At 69.6% G+C, this 24,311-nt stretch carries 24 protein-coding genes, 1 pseudogene and 1 riboswitch; of the genes and pseudogenes, 7 read left to right on the top strand and 18 right to left on the bottom strand.

The window, feature by feature from the left end; translation table 11 throughout:
- The first annotated feature begins 11 nt into the window (after positions 1-11).
- Positions 12-1,100 carry a DUF2891 family protein gene (locus E6A21_RS11780; protein ID WP_138444357.1) on the top strand — a complete coding sequence of 363 codons (1,089 nt, stop codon included), beginning with the start codon at positions 12-14 and terminating at the stop codon, positions 1,098-1,100.
- On the opposite strand, the gene E6A21_RS11775 is transcribed toward E6A21_RS11780, so the two are convergent.
- The 6 genes from E6A21_RS11775 to E6A21_RS11750 all read right to left on the bottom strand — a co-directional run bounded on the left by E6A21_RS11775 (position 1,087) and on the right by E6A21_RS11750 (position 7,272).
- Positions 1,087-2,115 carry an NADPH:quinone reductase gene (locus tag E6A21_RS11775; RefSeq protein ID WP_138444356.1) on the bottom strand — a complete coding sequence of 343 codons (1,029 nt, stop codon included), beginning with the start codon at positions 2,113-2,115 and terminating at the stop codon, positions 1,087-1,089. The two genes, E6A21_RS11780 and E6A21_RS11775, sit on opposite strands and share 14 nt — an antisense overlap.
- Before the next feature lie 59 nt (positions 2,116-2,174).
- On the bottom strand, positions 2,175-3,716 hold the full coding sequence (locus tag E6A21_RS11770; RefSeq protein ID WP_138444355.1) for a UDP-N-acetylglucosamine 1-carboxyvinyltransferase: 1,542 nt from the start codon (positions 3,714-3,716) through the stop codon (positions 2,175-2,177).
- Positions 3,717-3,828: 112 nt separating this feature from the next.
- Positions 3,829-4,218: a VOC family protein gene (locus E6A21_RS11765; protein ID WP_138444354.1), complete on the bottom strand. Its 390-nt coding sequence runs from the start codon at positions 4,216-4,218 to the stop codon at positions 3,829-3,831.
- A gap of 102 nt (positions 4,219-4,320) precedes the next feature.
- The gene (locus E6A21_RS11760; protein ID WP_138444353.1) at positions 4,321-5,136 is read right to left on the bottom strand and encodes an energy-coupling factor transporter transmembrane component T family protein; all 816 of its coding nucleotides are present in this window, start codon (positions 5,134-5,136) and stop codon (positions 4,321-4,323) included.
- Positions 5,133-6,677, bottom strand: a complete 1,545-nt coding sequence (locus E6A21_RS11755; RefSeq protein ID WP_425471547.1) for an ABC transporter ATP-binding protein — start codon at positions 6,675-6,677, stop codon at positions 5,133-5,135. Before E6A21_RS11755 ends, E6A21_RS11760 begins: the two co-directional genes overlap by 4 nt.
- A 1-nt stretch (position 6,678) precedes the next feature.
- A complete protein-coding gene (locus E6A21_RS11750; protein WP_138444352.1) occupies positions 6,679-7,272 on the bottom strand; it encodes an ECF transporter S component in 594 nt (197 codons plus the stop codon).
- A gap of 37 nt (positions 7,273-7,309) precedes the next feature.
- A riboswitch (TPP riboswitch) is annotated at positions 7,310-7,437 on the bottom strand.
- Positions 7,438-7,524: 87 nt separating this feature from the next.
- On the opposite strand from E6A21_RS11750, the gene E6A21_RS11745 reads away from it, so the two are divergent.
- Complete coding sequence (locus tag E6A21_RS11745; RefSeq protein ID WP_246036464.1) at positions 7,525-7,779, top strand: DUF4235 domain-containing protein; 255 nt, start codon at positions 7,525-7,527, stop codon at positions 7,777-7,779.
- 286 nt (positions 7,780-8,065) lie between these two features.
- Here the strand turns inward: E6A21_RS11745 and E6A21_RS11740 are convergent, their stop codons facing one another.
- The 8 genes from E6A21_RS11740 to E6A21_RS11705 form a co-directional block, all read right to left on the bottom strand.
- A complete protein-coding gene (locus tag E6A21_RS11740; protein ID WP_138444350.1) occupies positions 8,066-8,914 on the bottom strand; it encodes a type IV toxin-antitoxin system AbiEi family antitoxin domain-containing protein in 849 nt (282 codons plus the stop codon).
- A gap of 48 nt (positions 8,915-8,962) precedes the next feature.
- Positions 8,963-9,133 (bottom strand): hypothetical protein, encoded by a 171-nt coding sequence (locus E6A21_RS17910; RefSeq protein ID WP_171041375.1) that lies wholly within the window; start codon positions 9,131-9,133, stop codon positions 8,963-8,965.
- A 432-nt stretch (positions 9,134-9,565) separates the two neighbouring features.
- Entirely contained in the window at positions 9,566-9,934 is a 369-nt protein-coding gene (gene mnhG / locus E6A21_RS11730) for a monovalent cation/H(+) antiporter subunit G (RefSeq protein WP_138444349.1), read from the bottom strand.
- On the bottom strand, positions 9,931-10,203 hold the full coding sequence (locus tag E6A21_RS11725; RefSeq protein WP_246036432.1) for an MrpF/PhaF family protein: 273 nt from the start codon (positions 10,201-10,203) through the stop codon (positions 9,931-9,933). Before E6A21_RS11725 ends, mnhG begins: the two co-directional genes overlap by 4 nt.
- On the bottom strand, positions 10,200-10,892 hold the full coding sequence (locus E6A21_RS11720; protein ID WP_342777868.1) for a Na+/H+ antiporter subunit E: 693 nt from the start codon (positions 10,890-10,892) through the stop codon (positions 10,200-10,202). The genes E6A21_RS11725 and E6A21_RS11720 overlap by 4 nt, the downstream gene beginning before the upstream one ends.
- On the bottom strand, positions 10,889-12,472 hold the full coding sequence (locus tag E6A21_RS11715) for a Na+/H+ antiporter subunit D (protein WP_138444348.1): 1,584 nt from the start codon (positions 12,470-12,472) through the stop codon (positions 10,889-10,891). The genes E6A21_RS11720 and E6A21_RS11715 overlap by 4 nt, the downstream gene beginning before the upstream one ends.
- Positions 12,472-13,050: a Na(+)/H(+) antiporter subunit C gene (locus E6A21_RS11710; RefSeq protein WP_138444347.1), complete on the bottom strand. Its 579-nt coding sequence runs from the start codon at positions 13,048-13,050 to the stop codon at positions 12,472-12,474. Before E6A21_RS11710 ends, E6A21_RS11715 begins: the two co-directional genes overlap by 1 nt.
- Positions 13,047-16,019, bottom strand: a complete 2,973-nt coding sequence (locus E6A21_RS11705; RefSeq protein ID WP_138444346.1) for a Na+/H+ antiporter subunit A — start codon at positions 16,017-16,019, stop codon at positions 13,047-13,049. Before E6A21_RS11705 ends, E6A21_RS11710 begins: the two co-directional genes overlap by 4 nt.
- Before the next feature lie 128 nt (positions 16,020-16,147).
- Between E6A21_RS11705 and E6A21_RS11700 the strand changes: the two genes are divergently transcribed.
- From E6A21_RS11700 to E6A21_RS11690, 3 genes are read left to right on the top strand one after another with little or no spacing between them, the layout of a single operon-like run.
- Positions 16,148-17,533: an MFS transporter gene (locus E6A21_RS11700; protein WP_138444345.1), complete on the top strand. Its 1,386-nt coding sequence runs from the start codon at positions 16,148-16,150 to the stop codon at positions 17,531-17,533.
- Between the two features lie 33 nt (positions 17,534-17,566).
- Positions 17,567-18,049, top strand: coding sequence for a cation:proton antiporter regulatory subunit (locus E6A21_RS11695; RefSeq protein WP_138444344.1), 483 nt, complete (start codon positions 17,567-17,569; stop codon positions 18,047-18,049).
- Positions 18,050-18,052: 3 nt separating this feature from the next.
- Positions 18,053-19,249, top strand: coding sequence for a cation:proton antiporter (locus E6A21_RS11690; protein WP_138444343.1), 1,197 nt, complete (start codon positions 18,053-18,055; stop codon positions 19,247-19,249).
- A 65-nt stretch (positions 19,250-19,314) separates the two neighbouring features.
- Here E6A21_RS11690 and E6A21_RS11685 read toward each other — a convergent pair whose 3' ends face one another.
- From E6A21_RS11685 to E6A21_RS11675, 3 genes are read right to left on the bottom strand one after another with little or no spacing between them, the layout of a single operon-like run.
- A complete protein-coding gene (locus E6A21_RS11685; protein ID WP_138444342.1) occupies positions 19,315-19,971 on the bottom strand; it encodes a LutC/YkgG family protein in 657 nt (218 codons plus the stop codon).
- On the bottom strand, positions 19,968-21,536 hold the full coding sequence (locus E6A21_RS11680; RefSeq protein ID WP_138444341.1) for a lactate utilization protein B: 1,569 nt from the start codon (positions 21,534-21,536) through the stop codon (positions 19,968-19,970). Before E6A21_RS11680 ends, E6A21_RS11685 begins: the two co-directional genes overlap by 4 nt.
- Complete coding sequence (locus E6A21_RS11675) at positions 21,533-22,393, bottom strand: (Fe-S)-binding protein (RefSeq protein ID WP_138444340.1); 861 nt, start codon at positions 22,391-22,393, stop codon at positions 21,533-21,535. The genes E6A21_RS11680 and E6A21_RS11675 overlap by 4 nt, the downstream gene beginning before the upstream one ends.
- A gap of 131 nt (positions 22,394-22,524) precedes the next feature.
- Here E6A21_RS11675 and E6A21_RS11670 point away from each other — a divergent pair, with 131 nt between their 5' ends.
- Positions 22,525-23,232, top strand: coding sequence for a FadR/GntR family transcriptional regulator (locus tag E6A21_RS11670; RefSeq protein WP_138444339.1), 708 nt, complete (start codon positions 22,525-22,527; stop codon positions 23,230-23,232).
- 31 nt (positions 23,233-23,263) lie between these two features.
- On the opposite strand, the gene dcd is transcribed toward E6A21_RS11670, so the two are convergent.
- Entirely contained in the window at positions 23,264-23,839 is a 576-nt protein-coding gene (dcd, locus tag E6A21_RS11665; protein ID WP_138444338.1) for a dCTP deaminase, read from the bottom strand.
- Between the two features lie 174 nt (positions 23,840-24,013).
- Between dcd and E6A21_RS11660 the strand changes: the two are divergent.
- Positions 24,014-24,311: pseudogene (locus E6A21_RS11660) on the top strand (amino acid permease); the annotation flags it as partial.

Raw genomic sequence — 24,311 nt, 5'->3', positions numbered from 1 at the left:
GCCGCACTCAGATGGAACTCGACCTCTTCCCCTCGGCTGCCCAGCACTGCGCCGGCGTCGTCCTCGACAACCTCAGCCGCGTCTACCCGTACTCGGCCCACCACACGCAGCTTTCGGACGACGACCGCCCGACCCCTTCGGAGCTGCACCCGTCCTTCTATTCGTCGTTCGACTGGCACTCATGCGTCCACATGCACTGGCTCGGCGTGAGCGTCCTGAACTCGGTGGCGAGCGACGGGGGCGACGAGGGCACGGCGGACGACGGCGGCCGCAGCCTCGATGGGGCGACAGCGGCTCGGCTGCGGGGTGCCCTCGGGGAGAACCTCACGGCCGAGAAGCTCGCGGTCGAGGCGGCCTACCTCGCGGAGAACCCCTCGTGGGAGCGGCCGTACGGGTGGGCCTGGCTCGTTCGGCTCGCGGCAGCCTGTGCGGCGTCGCCGGACGATGAGATCCGCGGCTGGGGACGCAGCCTCGAAGGGTGCGTCGACGTCGTCGCCCGCCTCGTCCCGGAGTGGCTCGCCAAGGTCGAGTACCCGGTGCGGCACGGGCTGCACACCAACTCCGCTTTCGGCGTCGCCCTCCTTCTCGACGCCTTCCGGGCGCTCGGACGGACCGAGGCAGCCGAGGCCTGCGAGCGCGCCGCGCGCCGCTGGTTCGGTGCCGATGCGGGGTGGGCCTCAGAGTGGGAGCTGAGCGGGCAGGACTTCCTCTCCGCCGGCCTCAGCGAGGCGGACCTCATGCAACGGGTGCTCCCGGCCGACGAGTTCGCGGAGTGGTTCGTCCGGTTCCTGCCGGGGCTGCGGGCCGAGTCGCGCATGCTCGCCGTGGTCGGGGTGACCGACGAGTCCGACGGCTACATGGTGCACCTGCACGGGCTCAACCTGAGCCGCGCGGGCCAGATCTCGCGGGTCCTGCGCGCGCTTCGGGCCGCGGAAGCACCCTCGGCGGCTTCGTCCGAGGCTGTGCTCGCCGGGGCTCTCGAGCCGCTCATCCGCGCGGGCCTCGGCGCTCTCGAGAGCGAGGACTTCATGTCGACCCACTGGCTCGCGAGCTTCGCGTGGGACGCCTTGGAGTCGATCGGCGAGCTTACGCCTGCCTGACCACATCGATGAGGACCTTCCCCACGGTCCCCTCCTCGACGGCGTCGTGCGCCGCCGCGGTCTTCTCCAGCTCATAGCGGGTCAACGGGAGTCCGTGCTCTGCGCCCACGCGGAGCGCGCCGTCGGCGAGAGCCGCCGAGACTGCGGCGACGGCCGCCCTCTTCTGCTCGTCCGTCACTGTGTAGGTGAGGATGAACTGGAAGCGCACGTTCTTCCCCATGCTCGGCCGAACGGGTATCGAGAGGACCTCGTCGTTCGAGGATGAGGCGTAGATCGAGATCGTCCCGCCGTTCCTGAGCGCCTTGAGGTCGGATTCGAGGTTGGCGGCGGCGTTGACGTCGACGATCACGTCAGCGCCGTCCCCAGCCACTCGGTGCACTTCTTCGGCGACGTCCTGCTCGCGGTAGTTGACGACGACGGCGGCCCCCGCCTTGCGCGCGAGATCGGCCTTCGCCTCGCCGCTCACCGTGGCGATGACAGTCGCTCCGGCCCACTTGGCGAGCTGGATCGCCGCGTGGCCCACAGCACCGGCGCCGCCCGTCACGAGAACCGTCCGGCCCTCGAGCGCGCCTGGCGCGAGCTGAGCCGGGCCGTGTTCGCTTGCGGTGAGTGCGCGGTGAGCGGTGAGGGCGGGAATCCCGACGGAGGCCCCGGCGTCGAACGACTCGCCGTCCGGGAGCGGGACCGCCTTCTCGCGCGGCACGACGACGAACTCCTGCGCCGTGCCCTCCGCGCCACCGTAGGCGACATCCCACAGCCACACCCTGTCACCGGGCTCCAGTCCGTCCACGCCCGGGCCTACGGCGTCGACCACGCCGGCGCCGTCCTGGTTCGGCACATGCCAGCCGTCGAGCTTGCCGTACGTGCCGCCGGCGCGCGCCTTCCAGTCCGTCGGGTTGACACCGGAAACGACGACGCGGACGCGCACCTCGCCCTCGCCGGGCTCTGGAATCTCGCGCTCGCGCAGCTCGAGGACCGAGGATCCCCCGGTTCGGTTGTACATGATTGCCTTCATGAACCGCTCCTCCCCTTGATCACGGAACTGCAAACCGCCTCCCGGCGGCAACAGAACAGCTAGTCCTGGAAGTACTCGATCCGGGCGCCAATCGAGTTGAGGCGCTCGGCGAGGTCCTGGTACCCGCGCTCGATCACATAGATGTTGCGGAGCTCGCTCGTCCCGCGGGCCGCCAGCATGGCCAGAAGGATGCACGCGGCGGGACGGAGTGCGGGAGGGCAGCCGACCTCGGCGGCACGCCACTTGGTCGGCCCGTTGACGTAGATGCGGTGCGGGTCGAGGAGCTGGATCTGGCCGCCGAGCCTGTTGAGCTCGGTGAGGTAGATCGCGCGGTTCTCGTAGACCCAGTCGTGGATGAGGGTCTGGCCGGTCGCGTTGGCCGCGATGACGGCAAAGAACGGCAGGTTGTCGATGTTGAGCCCGGGGAACGGCATCGGGTGGATCTTGTCCGTCGGCGCGACGAGCTCGGAAGGCAGCGTCGTGACGTCCACGAGCCGGGTGTGGCCGTTGCGGGCCATGTACTCGCCGGAGATCTCGAGCTTCTGGCCCATCTGCATGAGGGTGGCGAGCTCGATCTCCATGAACTCGATCGGCACGCGCCGGACGGTCACCTCGGAGTTCGTGACGATGGCCGCGGTGATAAGGCTCATGGCCTCGATCGGATCCTCCGAAGGCCAGTAGTCGATGTCCTGCTCGATGCGCGAGCGACCACGGATCCGCAGCGTGGTGGTTCCAACGCCCTCGACCTCGACTCCGACGCTCTGGAGGTAGAAGCACAGGTCCTGGACCATGTAGTTCGGCGAGGCGTTGCGAATCACCGTGAGGCCCTCGCGGTGCGCGGCGGCCATGATCGCATTCTCGGTGACGGTGTCGCCGCGCTCGGTGAGCACGAAGGTGCGGTCGTGGAGGTCGGCCTCGGGCGCCCGGACCGAGTAGAAGCCGTTGGAGGCCTCGACATCGAGCCCGAAGGTGCGCAGGGCCTGCATGTGCGGCTCGACGGTCCGGGTGCCGAGGTCGCAGCCGCCAGCGTAGGGAAGCTTGTACTCGCTGCGCTCGTCGAGCAGCGGGCCGAGGAGCATGATGACGCTCCTGGTCCGGCGCGCGGCCTCGACGTCCATGGCCTCGAGGCTCAGCTTCGCGGGACGGCGGATCTGGAGGTCGCGCGGCTGCTCGCCGGGGGCGCCGGGGAGCCACGTGCATTCGACGCCGATCGAGGTCAGCACCTCGACGATGCGGTTGACCTCCTCGATGCGCGCGAGGTTGCGCAGGGTCGTGGTGCCGCGGTTGATGAGGCTCGCGCACAGGAGCGCGACGCCGGCGTTCTTGGACGTGTTGACGTCGACGGCCCCGGAGAGGCGGCGGCCGCCCTCGACCCGCAGATGGGTCATCTTGGAGGGGCCGATATTCAGGATGCGCTGACCGAGGATGTCCTCGATGCGCTGGAGCATCTTGAGGCTCAGGTTCTGTTTGCCCTGCTCCATGCGGGCAACGGCGCTCTGGCTCGTCCCCAGCTCCGCAGCCAGCTGCCCCTGGGTCCAGCCCCTGTCGCTGCGTACTCCGCGCAGGATCGCGCCGACGGTCTCAGCAGTCTGTTGTGCCATGCCGCCAAAATATCACCTATGCGATAGGGGACCGCAAATCGACCCACCCTTGGACGTGTCCGAGCGGTCTAGACCGCAGAACACCCCATACCATGAGATAAAGATCCTGTCACTAATCGGTAACGACTGAGAGTACATTCCCCGCCGGATCCTTGAACCAAGCAATCCCGCGGCCTTCTCCGCCCTCCCGATCACGCAGGATTCCATTCTCGTCGAGCGGCATATCCTCGCTGCTCGGGTAATGATCGGTGCGGATGCCGGCCTCGTGGAGGGAACGGACAGCCTCGTCCACGTTGGCGACCACCAGGTTCAGCACCGTATGGCTCGCCGGCACGTGATCCGGCTTGGGGTAGGCGAACACCTTGCCGCCGCCCGGGAGCGTCATCCGGAGGCCGCCCATGACGTCCTCGGCCTTGAAGCCGAGCGTCTCCGTGTAGAACTGGCGGGCCTTGGGCACATCATCGACGCTGAAGCTCGAGAACGACCCGACGATCTCGACCATTGCTGACTCCTTCCCTCGGGATTCCTTCCGCGGCAACGATCCCACTCCCGCTCGCCGACGCGCCAGAGGCGACGCAGCGCCGTCGTGCCCTGCTTCCCGGCGCTAGCCCCAGACCACATTCCAGGTCCCGAGCACGACGGCGGCGCCCACCGAGAGCGCGGCAACGGCGGCCCCTGCGACAAGCACCCACGCGTCGAGGCGGGAGTAGCTCGACTCGCGGGCCCACGTCCGCGGGGCCGGCCGCCCTTCCACCGTCCCGCCGAAGCCGCGGGCCTCCATCGCCACCGCCAGCCGGGTGGCTCGCCGGATCGCCTGCACGAGCAGCGCGAACGCCTGCCCGAGGAACGCCCTGAAACGGGCGATCGGACTGTGCCCGGTCCCGACCCCGCGGGCCCGGCGTGCGAGGCCCAGCGTCCGCCATTCGTCGACGAGCAGGCCCACCAGCCGCATCCCCGCGAGGGCACCGAGCACGAATCGGGCTGGGAGGCGGAGCTTCTGGGCGAGTCCGTCCGCGAGGTCGGTGGGATCGGTGGAGAACAGGAGGAAGACGCCGGGCAGCGCGACGGCAAGGCCACGCAGGCCGATGGCGACGCCGGTCAGCACCGAGTGCTCGGTGAACACCGCCGGGCCGAGCTGGAGCCAGACGGGTCCCGTCTTGGCGCCGAGCAGGGCGGTCGAGTACGCCGCGACCGCGGCCGCCGCGGCGAGTGGCCACGTTCGGCGGAGGAATGTCAGGGGGCGCACGCCGAGCAGCGGCAGCATGAGCAGCTCGCACGCGAGCGCCACCGAGGCGGAGACCCAATCGACGCTCAGCAGCAACGTGATCGTGATGCACAGTGCTGCCGCAAGCTTCGCGACCGGGTTCGCGCGGGCGAGGACGGAGTTCGCGACCTCGGGCGTGAGGATGTCGACGCTCACGCCGCCGCCTCGACCCGTGCGGCACGCCCGCCGTCGACCCGGAACACGGTGTCGGAGAGGGCGTTCGTGAAGTCCTCGTCGTGCGTGACGGCGAGGAGGGACGTTCCCTGCTCGAGCAGTTCGGCGAGGAGCCGGACCAGCTCGGCCCACGTGAGCGCGTCCTGGCCGAAGGTCGGCTCGTCGAGCACGAGGAGGCTCGGGCTCGTGGCGAGCATCGTCGCGACCGAGAGGCGGCGCTTCTCCCCTCCCGAAAGCGTGAACGGGTTCGCCTCCGCGAGCCGCTCGAGGCGCAGCCGCCCGAGGAGCCCATCGACGAGCGCCCGCACCTCCTTCTCTGGCCGCCGTGCGACCCTGCGCGGCCCGAACTCGAGCTCGTCGAGCACGCGCGGAGTCAGGAACTGGTGCTCGGGCTCCTGGAACACGGTGCCGATACGGCTCACGAGCTCGCTCGAACGCCAGCGGTGCGGACTCGGCCCCGCGCCACGGGCGAGAGCCGGGAGGGCCTCGAGGTCCCCGCCGAGCGCCGGCAGGAGGCCTGCGAGCGTGAGCGCCAGCGTCGACTTCCCGGCGCCGTTGGGCCCCGTCACACTCGCAGACTGTCCTGCGCGGAGCACAAGGCCGATCCCGCCGACGACGGGCGCCGACTTCGGCGAGCGTCCAACGGCGAGGGCCTCCGCCCTGAGCAGCTCGTCCGCGGCCCCCGGGGCAGTGGCCGAAGACCCGCGGAGGCGGCCCGGCGCGGCCTCGCCGGTGAGCGGATGCCAGCCGGGCACCCACACACCCGCGGCGGCCAGCCGCCGTCGTACGTCTGGGTCACCGAGCACCGGCCCGGGCTCGCCGTCCGCCAGCAGGCCGCCTCCCGCTCCAAGGACGATGACCCGATCCACGAGCTCGGCCCAGACCGAGACGCGGTGTTCGACGACGACGAGCGTCGCCCCCGTACGGTCCAGGCTGCGCCGGACGGCCTCGCGGACTTCCTCGACACCCTCGGGATCGAGGTTCGCGGTGGGTTCGTCGAGGAGCACGAGCCCCGGCTCCATCGCGAGGACACACGCGAGGGCGAGCCGCTGCTTCTGCCCGCCGGAGAGGGCCGCCGTCGAACGGTCGAGCGGGACGTCGAGGCCGACGTCGTCGAGCGCCCGGTGCACCCGCGGCCAGATCTCGTCCCGCGGAACGGCAAGGTTCTCGCAGCCGAACGCGACCTCGTCGCCCACGCGGGCCATCGCGATCTGGCCGTCCGGGTCCTGCAGCACGAGGCCCGCGCGGCCGCGCGCGCTCGGCGCGGGGACGCCGTCGACCGTCAGCTCGCCCCGTTCCTCGCCCTCCTCGGCGGCGCCCAAGACGCCGGCGAGCGCATGCAGGAGGGTCGACTTGCCTGCCCCGGACGCGCCGAGAAGGAGGACTCGCTCGCCCGGCGCGATGTCGAGGTCGACGCCGCTCACCGCAAACGCCTTCCTGCCGGCGTGGCGCCAGCCCCAGCCGCGCGCGCGGACCCGCGCCGGTCCGGAAGAGGTGCCGGGCATCTCAGACGTGCCGGGCATCTCAGACGTCCGCGGCGCGCCCCGAGGCGAAGGCCGAGAGTGCTCCCGTCTTCGCGAGGGCCCTGACCGCGAGCCAGCTCAGCAGGCCCGCAATCACGACGCCCGAGATCACGGCGAACACCGTGTACAGGACCTGCCAGCCGAACTCCCACGTCGGGAAGAACTGGATGACCTCGCTCACGCCCAGGGCGAGTCCCGAGAGGGCGCCCGCGAGGAGCGCAACGCCCAGGTTCCAGCGACGGTACGCGAAGAGCGCGAACGCGACCTCCGCGCCGAGGCCCTGGACCAGCCCCGAGAGGAGGACCGTCACGCCGAACTGCGATCCGAGGAGCGCCTCGACAACGGCCGCGAGGATCTCGCAGAACAACGCTGCGCCCGGCTTGCGGATGATGAGGCCGCCGAGCACGCCGGCCAGGAGCCAGCCGCCCGAGTAGAGGCCGCTCAGCGGGGCGAACGCGGCCGTGGCCACCTCGACGCCGGCGTAGGCCTGGTCCCACAGCCAGAAGATGACGCCGCACGCGACCGACACGACTGCTGCGACGACGATGTCAACGACCCGCCAGGACGCGGCGGGCTTCTTGATGGTGGTGCTCATGGTTTTCTCCCCCTGGGATCAGGAGGGGCGGCAACGTGTGCCTGAGAACTCGACTCCCTTCGCCGGTATTAGCCGGAGCAGGTTCGAGGGTCTGCGGTGGTCCGCACTCTCAGCGCCCTCTGCCCCCGGTTGGCCCGGCGGCACGGCGCTCCCCTGTCGTATGAAGTGGGGCCAGTCTACCGCTAGGCTGAACGGGAAAGCTCTGGCCAGCGGTACGACTGCACCGAATGCGAAGGAGAGACTGACGTGACGATGCTCATCAAAATGCTCGGGACGGTGATCGGCATCGGAGCAGGCTTCGTGGCCACCAAGGTGCTTGACAAGGCCTGGGAGACGGGCACGGGACACAAGCCTCCGAAGGACCCGACGAACCTCGAGGCCAGCCTCCGCGACACGCTCGTCTTCGCCCTCGTCGCTTCAAGCGTCGGCTCCGTGGTGCAGGTGTTCACGCAGCGGTACACGCAGAAGGCGATCGCGCGCTTCAACAACTCGCCCGAGAAGGTCTAGGGGCGCGACTCCCGCTTCGGGGCTTCCGGCTCTTCGGGGCCACGCTTCCCAACCTTCGGGCCGCGCTCCCCAGCATTCGGGCCGCGCTCCCCAGCATCTAGACCGTCCTCCCCAGCTTTAACCTCTCCGGCCCGCCGTCGAGCTTGAATCCTCCGGCCTCCCCCACCGTCGTCGGCGCTGAAGTTGGGGAGACCGGTCCGGAACCTGGGGAGTTCGGCGCTGAAATTGGGAAGGCCAGCGCTGAAGTTGGGGAGACCGGTCCGGAACTTGGGGTTCCTGCGACGGTTCAACCAGCCGCGCTTCGTCCAGCTTGTGCACGACGATGCGCGACCACCTCGCGCACTTCGGCCACCATGGTCTCGGGGTTGTCGACGATGTCGCTGTACGTGTAGCGCAGCACCTCGTAACCGCGGAGCTGCGCGGCACGATCCCGTCGGTAGTCCTTGGCACGCTGCAGTGGCTCATTGTGGACACAGCCGTCGGTCTCGACGTCGACGAACCCTTCGACAAGCACGTCCATCCAGCCCACGCCTTCGACCTCGACCTGGGACTGGACGCGGAGTCCGGCCCGGCGAAGGTGCTCCCTCGCGAGGGTTTCGAGCAGCGAGTCAGCGCCCGAGTCCACGGCTTCGAGCACCCGCCTCGCAGCAGCATTGCGGCGGCCGGGAAGGCGCTCATAAAGGAAGTCCAGTGAGAACCCCTTCTGGACTGCCGACTCGACCATGACCAGCGCCTCCAGCTCCGGAAGGCAACGGAGGGCGTGGAGCAGGACGTCGGCTCGGGATGCGACGTGGCTTCGCGGATCGGGTGGCCACCACGACTGCCGGTGGACCACTGCCCGTTCCGAGTCGTACCGTCCGTCCGATCGCAGGACGTGAACCTCCTCCGGCTCACGGACTACCCAGAGGCCATTACGCTGGGCGGCCGAAGCACACGTGAGCAAGGAATTAGTGGCCGCGCACCGGACAACGAGCGGGTCGGCGTCGGGGAGGGCGTAGATTCCACGCCGCGGACGCATCAGCGTGCCCGCTGTGAGCGCAGCCTCCAGTTCGGCACGCGAAACCCCGTCCCGGAAGAGGTCGCCGCGGCGCGCGACGCCGCCCCATCGTCTGAGCACTTCGAGAAGGTCGGCCATCTCGCCATCGTGCCAATCCCGGGCGGAACCGACGACGACGAAGACCGCCTATGTGGACAACTCGGGTCGGAAACTCCGGCAGTGACGTCCAAGTTCCCCCAACTTCCCCGTCGACCTCCCCAGCTTCTCCGCCACCCTCCCCAGCTTCTCCGCCACCCTCCCCAGCTTCTCCACCAACCTCCCCAGCTTCTCCACCAACCTCCCCAGCTTCTCCACCAACCTCCCCAGCTTCTAGACCGCCCTCCCCAGCTTCTCCGCCAACCTCCCCAGCTTCTCTACCAACCTCCCCAGCTTCTCCGCCAACCTCCCCGCCTCCGGACAGGATGGAAGCCGAAATTCCCGCGAATGGTGGCCGGGGCGGGAAGTTGACTGGTTGGGTTCTGGGCAGGAGGGACCTGAAGTTGGGGAAACCGGAACTGAAGTTGGGGAGACCGGTACGGGGCCCGGAACTGAAGTTGGGGAAACCGGTACGGGCCCAGCGCCGAAGGTGGGGAGACCGGAACTGAAGTTGGGGAGACCGGTGAGGGCCAGCGCTGAAGGTGGGGAAACCGGAACTGAAGCTGGGGAAACCGGTGAGGGCCCAGCGCCGAAGTTGGGGAGGACGGCGCAGAAACGGTGCAGAGCCACGACGTCCCGCGGAACCCGTCGCGCTTACGCGTCCTCGTCGGCCCGCTCGACGCGCGCGACGACGTCGTCGAGCTCATCGACCGTGAGGCGCGCCTTGTCGACGTGCTTCGTCCGGTAGCCCGCCCTCCCGACCATGTGGGCCGAGACGGGGACGGTCAGGAGCTGGAAGATCCACGCGACGACGAGGAGCGGCACGAGGGCCCACGAACGCAGCTCGAGCCCGAGCGCCGTCAGCAGGAGCAGCGACCCGAGCACTTGGGGCTTCGTCGCGGCGTGCATCCGCGTGAGCAGGTCGGGGAAGCGAAGCAGGCCGACCGCCGCCCCCAGCGACATGACGGCACCGAGCACCATGAGCACACCGGCGACGACGTCTATGAGGGCATCGGGATTCATGGCCGCCTCCGGTCCTGCACGAACCGGGCCACAGTGACCGAACCGACGAAGCCGATCAGCGTGATGGCGACGACGAGCGCGAGGTTGTCGGTGTTCCGGTTGGCAGCCATATTGACGATCAGGGCGGACGCAAGGACCACGAGCAGCACGTCGGCCGCGAGAACGCGGTCGAGGAGCGCCGGCCCCTTGATCATCCGCACGACGGCGCCGAGCGCCGCGAGCGCAAGCAGCACACTGCACACGAGAACGCTTCCGTGGAGGAAGGTCACTGGCCGGTCCCCCTTCCCGATGAGCCCGGCCGCGGCGCCCCAGGCGCGCCGCGCCTCGACGACCCCGACCCCGACCCCGACGAGCCAGGACCCGACGAGCCCCACCCCGAACCCTGGGCAGCGGGGCCCGGCCCGGGCCCCAGCAGCGTCTCGTCGTCGCGCAGCACCTGCAGCTCCTCCACTGAGCCCATGATCCGGATGAGTTCGGCCTCGGCCGCGAGCACGGAGCGGCGGAGCCTCTCGGCAGCCGCGGCGTCGGGTACGTCGATGCCGTGGACATAGAGCGTCGCGTTCGCGCGGTCGACGTCGACGATGAGCGAACCGGGGATGAGCGACGTCAGGTGGCCGGTCGCCGTCACCATGAGGTCGCTGTGGGTCCGCAGGGGCACGGCGACGATCGCCCCGCTCGCGGCCGGGCCCGCGACGAGGGCGAGCCACAGGAGCTTGAGGCTCGCCGCAATGGTCTGCCCCACGAAGACGAACGCGAACCGTACGGCATGGAACACGTTGAACCTGCCGCTCAGCTCGACGGGCGGGAGGTACAGGAAACGGGTCACGAGCAGGGCAAGCACAAGCCCGAAGACGAGGTTCCCGACGCTGAAGTCCTGCCACAGGGCACCCCAGACGATCACAAGCCACGCGAGCAGGGGCAGCTCGGTGCGGAGCGAGACACGGCGGATGGGGCTCACGGCTGCGCCACCCCCGTCTGCGCGGCCTGCTTCGCGGCCTGCTGCGCCGCCTCCTGCCCGAGGACGGCGGTGATGTAAGGGGTGCGGTCGAGCATGTCCTTCGCCGCCTGCTGGCTCACCGCGAACAGCGGCCCTGCGAACACGGTCAGGGCGAGGCCGAGCACGACGAGGGCCGCTGTGGCACCTACCATCGCCCGGGGCATCGAAGTGGCGTGCGCGGGGGCGAGGAGCGCACCGTCTGGACTCTCGGCGTCGTCGGGAGTGCGCCAGAACGCGCGCGCCCACACCCTGGCGAGTGCAAGGAGCGTCAGGAGGCTCACCGCGACGCCGCCGACGACGACGGCGAGCGCGAGCGGGGTCCCGAGCGTCACGCCGGCCTGGATGAGGCCGAGCTTCCCGAGGAAGCCGGAGAGCGGCGGGATCCCGGCGAGGTTCATCGCCGGGAGGAAGTAGAGGAGCGCGAGCAGCGGGGACAGCTTCGCGAGGCCGCCGAGCCGATCGACGGTCGTGGTCCCGGCCCTCCGCTCGATGAGCCCCGCGACCAGGAACAGGGAGGTCTGCACCGTGATGTGGTGCATGACGTAGAAGACCGCTGACCCGATACCGATCACGGAGCTCATCGCGAGCCCGAACACCATGTATCCGATGTGGCTCACGAGGGTGAAGGACAGCAGACGCTTGATGTCCGTCTGGGCCAGGGCGCCGAGGATGCCGACGACCATCGTGAGGAGCGCGACCACCATGAGCGGCCCGTTGAGCTGGTCGCCGGGGAACAGGAGCGTCTCGGTGCGGACCATGGCATACACGCCGACCTTGGTGAGCAGTCCGGCGAACACTGCCGTGACGGGCGCGGGCGCCGTGGGGTACGAGTCTGGGAGCCAGAACGAGAGCGGGAACACGGCTGCCTTGATCCCGAAGCCGAGGAGCAGCATGACGTGGAGGAGAAGCTGTATGCCGGGGTCGAGGTGGCCGAGCTTGACGGCAAGATCGGCCATGTTCACGGTGCCGGTCGCGGCATAGACCATGCCGATGGCGATCAGGAACAGGAGCGAGGAGACAACGCTCACGACGACGTACGTCACCCCGGCCCGGATCCTCGCCGTCGTGCCCCCGAGCGTGAGGAGGACGTAGCTCGCGGTGAGGAGCATCTCGAAGCCGACGTAGAGGTTGAAGAGGTCGCCCGCGAGGAACGCGTCCGAGACCCCCGCGATGAGGATGAGGAAGCTCGGGTGGAAGACGGAGATCGGCCCGTCCCTGTGGTCACCGTCCGCCACGCCCTGGGACACGGCGTAGACGAGGACGGCGAGGCTCACGCAGCTCGAGATCACGAGCATGAGCGAGGAGAACTGGTCCACGACGAGTGTGATGCCCCACGGAGGGACCCACTCCCCGATGGGCACCGCAACGGTCCCGCCACCCCACACCGAGACGAGGAGCGTCACCTCGAGCGCGAGGGTGAGCGCGACGGTTCCGATGCTCACGATCCGCTGCGCGCGCTCCTGCCTCAGGAGCACGAACGTCACCGCCGCGCCGAAGAGGGGAAGGACGACGGCGAGCGGCGCCAGGCTGGCCAGGTTCATCAGGGATCCTCTCCGTCCGGGGAGGCGCCCTCGGGAGAGGTGCCGTCGGGGGACCCGACGCCCTGGGATGCGCCGTCAGGGAAAACACCGACCGCATCGCGCGCCAGCAGCTTCTGCCTGGCGCTGTGCAGGGCCGCACGGTCCGCGGCCGCGGCTTCCTCGCGGTCCATGAACTCGCTCACGTCCTCGGGGAGGATCGCGTCCTCCTCGGGCTGGGAACCGGTCTTGGCCGCCACGCGACGGTCCTCGATGTCATCCGCGACCTCGTCACCACGCCCGAGCTGCCACGTCCGGTAGACCAGTGCGAGCATGATGCCGGTGACCGCGAACGAGATGACGATCGACGTCAGCACGAACGCCTGCGGGAGTGGATCGCTGTACGCCCGCGCGTCCGTGCCCTTGACGAAGAACGGGGCGAGGCCCGCGTAGCCGCCCGTGGTGAGGAGCAGGAGGTTGGCGCCGTTCGTCAGCATCATGAGTCCGAGGAGGACGCGGGTGAGGCTCCGCTCGAGAACGAGGTAGATCCCGCACGCGAACAGCACGCCGGAGATGATGAGCAGGGTCATGTTGGGGCTCATGCGCGCTCCCTCTCGTGCTCCCGCTCGGTCCGGGCCCGCAGCTCGCGCGCCGCCTCCGCGTGTGCGTGGTCCTCAAGCTGCTCGTCGATCCGGGAACCGAGGCTCCGCAGGACATCGGTCACGAGTGCGACGACGATGAGGTACACGCCGACGTCGAAGATCGTCGACGTCACGAACTTCACGTCGCCGAAGACGGGAAGCCACAGGCTGATGATCGCGCTCTGGAGGATCTGCCCGCCGACGAGCAGCGGTACGGCCGCGGACAGCGCCGCCGTCGCGAGCCCGGCGCCGAGCAGGACGCCGGGGTTGAACGGTGCCGCCTCGTGGAGCTCGAAACGGCCCCCGGCGAGGTAGCGGATGGTGAGGGCGATACCAGCCACGAGGCCGCCGGCGAAGCCGCCGCCCGGGGTGTTGTGGCCTGCGAGCAGCAGGTAGAGGGAGAACAGCACCATGCTGTGGAACACGAGCCTCGTGATGACCTCGAAGATGATCGAGCGCCGTTCGGGGGCAAGGGTTCGCCCGGCCACGAGCCACGCGTCGCGCTCGATCGAGGCGAATGTCCGGGCGACCGCGAGCTCGGCGCCCCCGCGCGAGGTCGGATCGACGCCGCGGACGCGCCCGATGCTCCCGGTCGCCACCTCGTGGGTGGGCCCCGGACGGCCTCCCCGGTGCCTGATGAAGATGAGGCTCGCAATCCCGGTGGCGGCCAGGACGAGCACCGAGATCTCCCCGAACGTGTCCCACGCCCGGATGTCGACGAGCGTGACGTTGACGATGTTCTTCCCGCCCCCCTCGCTGAAGGCGAGGTCGGGGAACCGGAGCGAGATCGGCGCCTCGGTGCGTGCCGCCATCGCGAACATCCCCGCGAAGACGATCACCGTGCCGAACAGCACCGCGATGATCATGCGCGTCAGGCGGTAGGCCCCGCCCGTGCGGTCGCGCAGCTGGGCGGGCAGCCGTCGCATGCCGAGCACGAACGCCACAAGCACGATCGTCTCGACGAGGAGCTGGGTCATCGCGAGGTCCGGGGCGCCTTGGAGGGCGAAGATCAGTGCGATCCCGTAGCCGGTCACGGAGACCATGAGCACGGCGAGGAAGCGCTTGTTGGCGCGCACCGCGGCGAGCGCACCGATCGCGATCCCGATGCCGGTGACGGCCTGAAGGGGAGATTTCGGGTCGACGAAGTAGGCGCTCCCGGGGATGACCGGCCGGGTCAGGAGCATGACCACGAGCGGGAGCAGGGTCGCGACCGAGAGGATCACCGCGAGGTAGAAGAACAGCGAGCCGCGCTGGGTACGGCCGGTCACCCAGATCGCGGCGTCGTCGACGGCGCCGACCATGCCATGGTACGCACGTTCGGCGTCTGGCAGGCCCGCGAGCCCGACTTGGAGGCGGTACACGGGGTCGCGGGCCCAGAACAGGAGCGCGCCGCCAGCCCACGCCGCGGCGGAGAGCGCGAGCGGGAGCCCGAAGCCGTGCCAGGCCGAAAGGTGGCTTGCGGCAAGCGCGTAGGGTCCCACCCACGCGTCGACGGGAGCGGGCCACAGGCCGTAGACGAGCCCGAGCACGGCAAGGACAATCGGAGCCGCGATGAAGAGCGGCGTGACGGGCTTGAAGTTTGTCTCCGGCAGGCCCGGCTTCAGTGCGAACGTCCCCCACACGAATCGCGCGCTGTAGGCCACCGTGAGTGCGGACCCGACGACAAACGCCGTGAGGATGGCGACGCCCGCGAATGCCGAGAGCGGGCCATGGGCCCCGAACGCGTCGGTGAAGGCTGCGAAGATGCTCTCCTTCGCTACGAAGCCGGCGAAGAGGGGGAGGCCCGCCATCGAGGCCGCGGCGAGCACCGCGAGGACTGCGAGGCCAGGCGCCCGGCGGTACACGCCCGAGAGCCTCCGGATGTCCCTCGTGCCGGTCTGATGGTCGACGATTCCGACGATGAGGAAGAGTGCGGCCTTGAACAGGGCATGGGCGACGACGAGGGCGAGGCCCGCGAGCGCCGCCTCGGGCGTGCCGAGGCCGACGACGGCGATCATGAACCCGAGCTGGCTCACTGTGCCGAACGCGAGGAGCAGCTTGATGTCGGTCTGCCGCAGGGCACGATACCCGCCGATGAGGAGGGTCGCGGCGCCAAAGCCCAGGACGACGGGGCGCCAGAACGGCGTCTCCGCGAAGCCGGGCGCGAGCCGCGCCACGAGGTATACGCCGGCCTTCACCATCGCGGCCGCATGGAGGTAGGCCGAGACGGGAGCAGGCGCGGCCATGGCTGCGGGAAGCCAGAAATGGAACGGGACGAGCGCCGACTTGCTGAGCGCACCCACGAGGAGCAGGAGCGCTCCCGCCGCGATCACGCCCGAGGTGCCCGGCGCCGTCGTCAATTGGGGCGCCCTGGCGAGGATCTCGGAGATGCGGTAGGTGCCTGCGGCTGTCCCGACCAAGACGATCCCCACGAGCATCGCGAGTCCGCCCGCCGTCGTCACGATGAGCGCCTGGACCGCCGAGCGCCGCGCGGCGAGGCGGGCCCGGGCGAAGCCGATCAGGAGGAACGAGAGAACGCTCGTGATCTCCCAGAAGACGTAGAGGGAGACGAGGTCGTCCACGGCGACCAGGCCGAACATCGTGCCCGCGAACGCGAGGAGCTGGCCCCCGAACCCACCGAGGCCGCCGTCGTCGTCCTTGAAATAGCGCGTGCAGTAGGCGAGCACGAGTGCTCCCACGCCCAGCACGAGCAGCTCCATGACCCACGCGAGCGGATCGATGCGGAACGCGACGTCGAAGTGCAGGGCCGGGACGAACGGATAGGTCTCGACGAGGCCGCCCCCGTACGCGGCACCGTGCTGGAACGCGAGCCACACGAGAGAGAGCGCAGGCACCGCTGCGAGGAGGAAGAACGACGCGCGGCCCCACCGCCGGAAGATCCAGGGCGCACCAGCCGCCACTGCATAGTGCAGGGCGATGACCGATACCACAGGGCGCCTCCGCTAGGTCAGTCGGTGTCGAGTCAAGGAAGTTGGGGTCGGGCGGTCATCAGTTGGGTTCGGGGAAAAGCGTGGTCGGAAACGACTGTGCCAGCCTATCAAGCGCTAGCATGCGAGCTATGCCGACTGCCGCGCCGCAGCCCTCTGAGCTCGAGCTCCGCTCCGCACCCGTCCGGAAGGGCCAGGTCCTCGCGTGGGCCGCGTGGGACTGGGGATCGGCGGCATTCAACGCCGTCATGACGACCTTCGTTTTCACCGTATACCTCACGTCCTCGGCGTTCGGTGGCGCCGACCATGCCTCCTCAGTGCTCGGCCTCGCGCTCGGGATAGGCGGTCTGCTCATCGCCCTGCTCGCCCCCGTCTCCGGCCAGCGCTCTGACGCGGGGGGCCGCCGCAGGCTCTGGCTCGGGATCCACACGGGCGTGGTCGCCCTGCTCACCGGGCTGTGCTTCTTTGCCTATCCGCGGCCGGAGTTCCTCTGGTACGGAGCGGGCCTCATCGCCGCGGGGCACGTGTTCTCCGAGCTCGCGGGCGTCAACTACAACGCGATGCTCGAGCAGATCGCGACGCCGAAGACGATCGGCCGAATCTCGGGGATCGGCTGGTCGGCAGGGTACTTCGGTGGCATCGTCGCGCTCCTCCTTGTCCTCGTCCTGTTCGTCCAGCCCGTCTTCCACTGGTTCGGCGCCTCCACTGCCGAGAGCCTCAATATCCGGCTCGTCGCCGTCTTCTCGATGCTCTGGATCGTGGTCTTCTCCCTGCCTGTCATGTTCGCCGTGCCGGAAGTCCGGCAGCGGCGTGCTGCCAGGCTGGGGATTGCCGCCTCGTATGCACTGCTGTTCAGGCGCATCCGCGCGATCTGGCGGACGAGCCCCCACACGCTCTACTTCCTCGTCGCGAGCGCGGTCTTCCGCGACGGGCTCGCGGCAGTGTTCACCTTCGGCGGGGTGATCGCGGCAGGGACGTTCGGGTTCTCGCTCAGCCAGGTGATCTTCTTCGCTGTCTTCGGGAACGTGGTGGCGGCCGTGGGAGCGATCCTCGGCGGGATTCTCGACGACCGAATCGGTCCCAAACGTGTCATCGTCGGGTCCCTCATTGGACTCCTGATCGCGGGATTCGCCGTGCTCGTGCTCGGGAACGGGACCTACGGCCTCGGCGGCTTCACGTGGCCCGGGGCCGCGACCTTCTGGGTGTTCGGGCTGTTCCTGTGCCTCTTCGTCGGTCCCGCGCAAGCGTCAGCGCGTGCGTATCTGGCGAGGCTCGCCCCTGACGGCGAGTCCGGCGAGCTCTTCGGCCTCTACGCGACGACGGGCCGCGCCGTGAGCTTCCTGTCGCCGACGCTCTTCAGCCTCTCGATCGCGATCGCGACTCCACTCGTCGCCTCGGGTCAGGCGCAGCGGTGGGGCATCCTCGGCATCATGGTCGTGCTCCTGGCCGGACTGCTCGTCCTGCTCCCGGTGCGCCCGCCGGCGAAGGTGGCCCCCGCCGTCGTGCCCGAGCTCTGACCCGTTCCGGGGCGCCGGATTAGAGTTGCTCCTATGAACGTGGAGGAGACCGAGCTGCCCGGGTTCGGCGTGCGCAAGGACTTCATGACGCAATCCGGGCGGCGCATCGGCGTCGTCACGCACCGCGACGGCGAAACCGAGCTCATCATCTCCAAGTGGGAAGACCCCGACTCGTGCCAGGCCTCGATCCCGCTCACGGGCGACGAGGCCGCGGCCCTCGGCAATCTGCTCGGGAGCCAGCGGGTCGTCATGCAGCTCACCGAGGAGCACAAGGAAGTGCCGGGGATCGTGACCCGACAGTTCACGGTCCTCGCCGACTCGCCCTACAGGGACCAGCCCATGGGCCGGGCCAGCATCCGGACGCGCACCGGCGTCTCGATCGTCGCGATCATGCGGGAAGGGGAGGTCGTCCCCTCCCCCGGGCCCGACGTCGTCCTCCGCCGCGGGGACCTCGTCGTCGCCGTGGGAACCGAGGAAGGGCTGGAGCAGACCGCGGCGATCCTCCGAAGGGGCTGACCCGTGGATCCACTCGCGCTCGCGCTCATCGAGCTCGGCGCGGTCGTGTTCGCCCTCGGGCTCCTCGCGCGCGTTGCCGGGCGGATCAGCATGTCCCCCATCCCGCTCTACCTGCTCGGTGGACTCGTGTTCGGGGCTGGCGGTCTCGTCGACCTCGGCGGCGTGCGCGAGTTCTCGCACCTGGCGGGCGAGATCGGCGTGATCCTGCTCCTGCTGCTGCTGGGCCTCGAGTACACGGCCAAGGAGCTCTTCACGGGGCTGCGGCGCTCGTGGCAGGCGGGAGTGGTGGACGCCGTCCTCAACATCATCCCCGGTGTGGGGGTTGCGCTGCTCCTCGGATGGGGAGCGCTCGGAGCAATCGTCCTGGGCGGCGTCACCTACATTTCCTCCTCGGGAATCGTCGCCAAGGTCATCACAGACCTCGGGCGTCTCGGCAACCGCGAAACCCCGACCATCCTCTCGATCCTCGTGTTCGAGGACCTCGCCATGGCGATCTACCTCCCCATCCTCACCGCAACGCTCGCCGGGGTGAGCTGGCTCGGCGGCCTCCAGACCGTCGCCGTCTCGCTCGCCGTCATCACCGTCGTGCTCGTGGTCGCGCTGCGCCTCGGACATCAGGTTTCGAGGGCTGTCCACAGCGAGAACTCCGAGGTCTTCCTGCTCAACGTCATGGGACTCGCGCTGCTTGTGGCGGGGCTGGCCTCCGCGATGCAGGTCTCGGCCGCCGTCGGGGCGTTCATGCTGGGGATCGCCATCTCGGGTACGACCGCTCACCTCGCGTCCCGCCTGCTCGAGCCGCTGCGGGACCTCTTCGCGGCGATCTTCTTTGTCGCGTTCGGGCTCAACACGGACCCTCGGTCGATCCCGCCCGTCCTGGGGTGGGCCCTTCTGCTCGCGCTCGTCACAGCCCTCACCAAGATCGCCACCGGCTGGTGGGCGGCGGCCCGGGCCGGCATTGCGGTGCCCGGCCGGGCCCGGGCGGGCGTCGCGCTGATCCCCCGGGGCGAGTTCTCAATCGTGATCGCGGGCCTCGCAGTGACGTCGGGCGCCGTGTCGAATGAGCTCGCGGCACTCGCGACCGCGTACGTACTGCTGATGGCCGTCATCGGCCCCCTCGCCGCGCGGTTCGTCGAGCCGGCGGTGGGGGCGCTGCTCAGGGTCCGGCCCGGGCGGAAGGAAGCCACGGCTCCGGTCCCTTGAACCCTCCGGTCCCTTGAACTCTCCGGTCCCTTGAACCCTCCGGTCCGCCGGGGCTGCCTGGCTGGCTACCGGACGATAAGGACGTCGAGGGTCCGCGGACCGTGCACGCCTTCGACGCGCTCGAGCTCGATGTCGCTCGTTGCAGAGGGCCCCGAGATGAGCGTGAGCGGCCGAGTCGCGTCGAGCCGTGTGAAGCCCTCGGGCACGATCCCCACGATCGTCTCGACGGGCACCACGCACACGTGGTGGTCCGGGACGAGCGAGATCGCCCGTCGGCCTTGGTCCGGCGAACCGTCCAGGACGATCGTGCCAGTCTCCGCGATGCTCACCGCCGACGAAGTCACCACCGCGTCCAGCTCGTCGAGGAGTTCGACGCCGATGCGGGCTTCTCGCGAGTCCGTCACCTTCGATTCCTCGAGGGACGGGTCGAGCCACGCTGCCGGGAGGCCTTCCGGCACGACGAAGCGCTTGCCCTCGAGGCGGGTGCGGATCGCCTCCGCGAGTCGATCCGGCTCAACGACCTCGACGCGCGCCTTGTAGTCCACGAGCCTGTCGACGAGGAGCTCCACGAGGGCGTCCTCGTCGAGGCCGGACGCCGCGCGGTAGGCGCACGGGCCGCCGGCTGCGTCCCCGGGCTCGTCGCCCCGGGGTTCGCCGCCTGTCTGCCCGAGGGCCTCACGCACCCTCGCGAGGATCTCCTCGCGAGCACTCGTCCCGCTCATCGTGTCCCCCCTGAATCCGTATGGTCGTCGGCCGCTCCGCGCTCGCGCTTCTTCCACCAGTTCCTGAACGATTCGGGTGGCGGAGCCGGCACGTCGCGGCTCTGGGTCCAGCCCGCCGCGAGGCCGGGGAGCCGCGAGATCTTCCTGTCGCGCCCGGCGAGCGCCCGTGCAACGGGCAGCCCCTTTTCCAGCAGCCCGAGCCGGTTGCCGGAGGTCAGGGCCCAAGAGGCCGCCCCCATGGCGACGTCCATCTGGGTGGGGAGGCCCCGGCGTCGTCCGCTGCCCTTCCGGGGCGACCCGTCGTTCGGCCCCGCTGCCTGTCCCCGCCCATGCTTCGCCTCGACGTCCTCGCCCCGGAGGTAGACGAGGATCTCGGGGATGTTGATCTTGACGGGGCACGCGTCGAAGCAAGCCCCGCACAGGGACGAGGCGTAGGGGAGCGAAGCGTTCTCCTCTGCCTCGACGCCGGTGAGCAGCGGCGAGAGGATTGCGCCGATGGGACCCGGATACGTGGACCCGTAGGCGTGACCGCCCGTCCGCTCGTACACCGGGCACACGTTCATGCACGCGGAGCATCGGATGCAGTGCAGCGCGCTCCGGCCATGGCGGTCCGCGAGCGCGCGCGTCCGCCCGTTGTCGAGGAGGATCACGTGCACGTTCTGGGGCCCGTCGCCGGGGGTCGCCCCGGTCCAGAGTGACGTGTAGGGGTTCATGCGCTCCCCCGTCGACGACCGCGGGAGCAGCTGCATGAAGACCTCGAGGTCCTGGGCCCGCGGGAGCACCTTCTCGATTCCCATGATGGTGATGAGCGTCTCCGGCAGGGTGACGCACATCCGGCCGTTGCCCTCGGACTCGACAACGCCGAGGGTTCCCGTTTCGGCGATGCCGAAGTTGGCCCCGGAGATTGCGACCTTCGCCGAGAGGAACTTCTTCCGCAGGTGCGCGCGGGCCGCCATAGCGAGGCGCCGCGGTTCGTCGGTGAGCTCGGGGTCGACGTCGGGCATCTCGCGGAGGAAGATGTCGCGGATCTCGGTCCGGTTCCTGTGGATCGCGGGCACGAGGATATGGCTCGGCTTGTCGTGCCCGAGCTGAACGATGAGTTCGGCGAGGTCCGTCTCGAACGCCGAGATCCCGCGCGCTTCGAGGTACTCGTTGAGGCCGATCTCCTGGGTCGCCATGGACTTGACCTTGACGACGTCCTGGGAGCCGGTGGCCCGGATGAGCTCCTCCGCGATCCGGTTCGCCTCGGACGCGTCCCGCGCCCAGTGGACCTTGCCGCCGCGCGCCGTGAACTGCTCCTCGAACTGCGCAAGGAGCTCGGGCAGCCGCGACATCGCTTCAGCCTTGATCGCTGAACCCGCGTCGCGCAGGGCTTCCCAGTCCGGCAGCTCGGACACGACCCGGAGGCGCTTGTCTCGGATCGTGTGGGTAGCGTGCGCGAGATTCGCGCGCAGCTGCGCGTTGCCGAGCTCCCGGTGGGCGGCGTCCGGGAAGGGCTCGACGGCGGAGATGTTGCCGAATCCGCGTGGAGGCAGTGCTGGCATTCCGAGGCTGACCGCCGTCATCGCGCACCCCCCGCCAGGGCGAGTTCGCCATCGAAGCGGAGGGGGTCCTCGCGAGTCGATGCGAGCACCTCGGCGAGGTGGACGGTCCGGACCGGGGTCCCGTCCGCGGACGTCCGGCCCTCCCGGGAGAGCCCGCCGCCGATGTGCATGAGGCAGGAGACGTCGCCGCCGGCGCACGCGCTCGCGCCCGTCGCGCAGATGCTGTCGACCTTGTCGGCGAGCATCGCCGAGGAGACGTCGGCGTTCTTGACGGAGAAGGTGCCGCCGAAGCCGCAGCACTGCTCGGCTTCGGGGAGGGCGACGACGTCGAGTGCCTCTACGGTGCGCAGGAGGCTGAGCGGCCTGTCGCCCAGACGCAGGAGCCGCATGCCGTGGCACGAGGGGTGGTAGGTGATGGTTCCGGGAAGGTAGGAGCCGAGCTGGGCCGAGGCGTCGGTGATGCCGAGGACGTCTGTGAGGAGCTGCGAGAGCTCGTAGGTCCGCTCGCCGACGGCGTTCGCGCGAGCCTCGAGGGTGGCACCTGAGCCGCCTCCCGCGCGTCGGACCCCTCTCTCCTCCGCCCACCGGGCGACCATCGAGTGCTGATGCTTGACGGAGGCGACGCACGACCCGGAAGGGGCGACTGCGACGTCGTACTCCCCCGAGTCGAAGCCGCCTTCGAAGGCCCGTACGTGGTTCTCGACCACCGGGAGGGCTTCCCGGAAGTATCCCGAGTTCAAGTGCATCTGCCCGCAGCACGCCTGCCCGGCGGGGAACACGACCTCGTGGCCGAGCCGTTCCAGGATCTGCACCGTGGCCTGCGCGACGCGTGGGTACATCGCGTCCACGATGCACGTGGCGAAGAGCGCGATCTTCATGGTGTCCTCTCGGGCTTCATCGGGTCCTCTCCGGCCCGGGCAGGAGCGGCGCGAGCCATGTGGTCTGACCATAGTGTCAGGCATTGTCCCAGCCCGCAATGCAGACGCGGCTGTTGCGGCAAGATGGACCCATGCCTGCTGAACGCGCGAGCGAACGCGCCCACGACGCCGTCCTGCGCCACATCGAGGGCAGCCTGCGCTCTGGAGGGCTCAAGCTGGGTGACCGGCTTCCGGGCGAGAGGGCCCTGGCCGAGCAGTTCGGCATCTCGCGGGCGTCGGTTCGGGACGCGATCCGGGCTCTCGAGGTCATGGGCATCGTCCGATCGGGGACCGGTTCGGGACCGAACTCCGGCACGATTGTCGTCTCCGATCCGTCCTCGGCGCTGGGCTCGGCGCTGAGGCTGCACGTCGCGAGCCAGCGCCTCCCGGTCAAGGACATCGTCGAGGCCCGCGTCATGATGGAGACCTGGTCCCTCGCCCACGCCGCCGGCGCCGACTGGGAGCCGAACCAGGCCCTGGAGGCGCGGCGCCTCCTCGAGGCCATGGACGATCCGGACCTTCCCTCTCCCGCGTTCACGGCCCTCGACGCGCAATTCCACGTGGCGCTCAGCGCCCTCGCCGGAAACTCGGTCGTGAGCACCATGATGGATTCGCTGCGCGAGTCGATCCGCGAATACGTCGACGAGGCCGTCAGCGCCCGCGGTCGATGGCACGACATCGCGGCCGAACTGCGCCGCCAGCACTGGGGGATCCTTGCCGCGGTCGAGGCGCGCGACGGCGACCTCGCGGCCCGCCTCGTCCGGGATCACATTGAATGGTTCTACGCGCAGACCCTCTGAGGCCCGGAGCCGGGCTCGGACCGGGTCAGGCTCAGACCGGGGTGCGGTGGAAGTTCAGGTAGCTGCGCGACGCGGTGGGCCCCCGCTGACCCTGGTACCGGTTGCCGTAGGCACCGGAGCCGTAGGGGTGCTCGGCGGCGGAGGTGAGGCGGAAGAAGCAGAGCTGGCCGATCTTCATGCCCGGCCAGAGCTTGATCGGCAGGGTCGCGACATTCGAGAGCTCAAGCGTCACGTGGCCAGAGAAGCCGGGGTCGATGAAGCCTGCCGTCGAGTGGGTGAGGAGGCCGAGCCGGCCGAGCGAGGACTTGCCCTCGAGCCGGGCGGCGATGTCGTCCGGAAGGCTCACGGTCTCGAACGTCGAGCCGAGCACAAACTCGCCCGGGTGCAGGATGAACGCCTCATCGGCGTCGACCTCGACGAGCCTGGTCAACTCGGGCTGTTCGAGCGAAGGGTCGATGTGCGCGTATTTGTGGTTGTCGAACAGCCGGAAGAACCGATCGATCCGCACGTCGACGCTCGACGGCTGGACCATCGACGGCTCGTAGGGCGCAAGGACGATCCGCTCGGCGTCGATCTCGGCTCGGATGTCGCGGTCGGAAAGGAGCACCTCCCCAAAATACCGTAGTGGGAGGCCTGCCGGCCGCCGAACGGCGTGTCCGCACTCTGGTCCCCCATCCAGCATTCGGAAGCCTCTTGTCCAGCGGGGGCCCGTGTGGCATAAGCCACGTGCGCTGTGGCACACTGTCGCCTCGGAAACTGTGCTCCTCCCGGAAAGAGATCTATGTCCTCCCCCCAGTCCGAGTTCGACCGTCTTGAAGACCGTGGCCACGCGCATTCGAGGGACCATGTGATCCATGCCGAGGATGCCGGCTACCACAAGGGTCTCAAGGCCCGCCAGATCCAGATGATCGCGATCGGCGGCGCGATCGGCACCGGCCTGTTCCTGGGCGCCGGCGGGCGCCTCGCCGCGGCCGGGCCCTCCCTCGTGCTCTCCTACGCGATCTGCGGCTTCTTCGTCTTCCTCATCCTGCGCGCCCTGGGCGAGCTCGTCCTGCACCGGCCCTCCTCCGGGTCCTTCG

The organism is Sinomonas susongensis (genome assembly GCF_005877005.1).
In the GTDB taxonomy this organism is placed as follows: domain Bacteria; phylum Actinomycetota; class Actinomycetes; order Actinomycetales; family Micrococcaceae; genus Sinomonas; species Sinomonas susongensis.
This window is presented reverse-complemented; position numbering and strand designations above follow the sequence as displayed.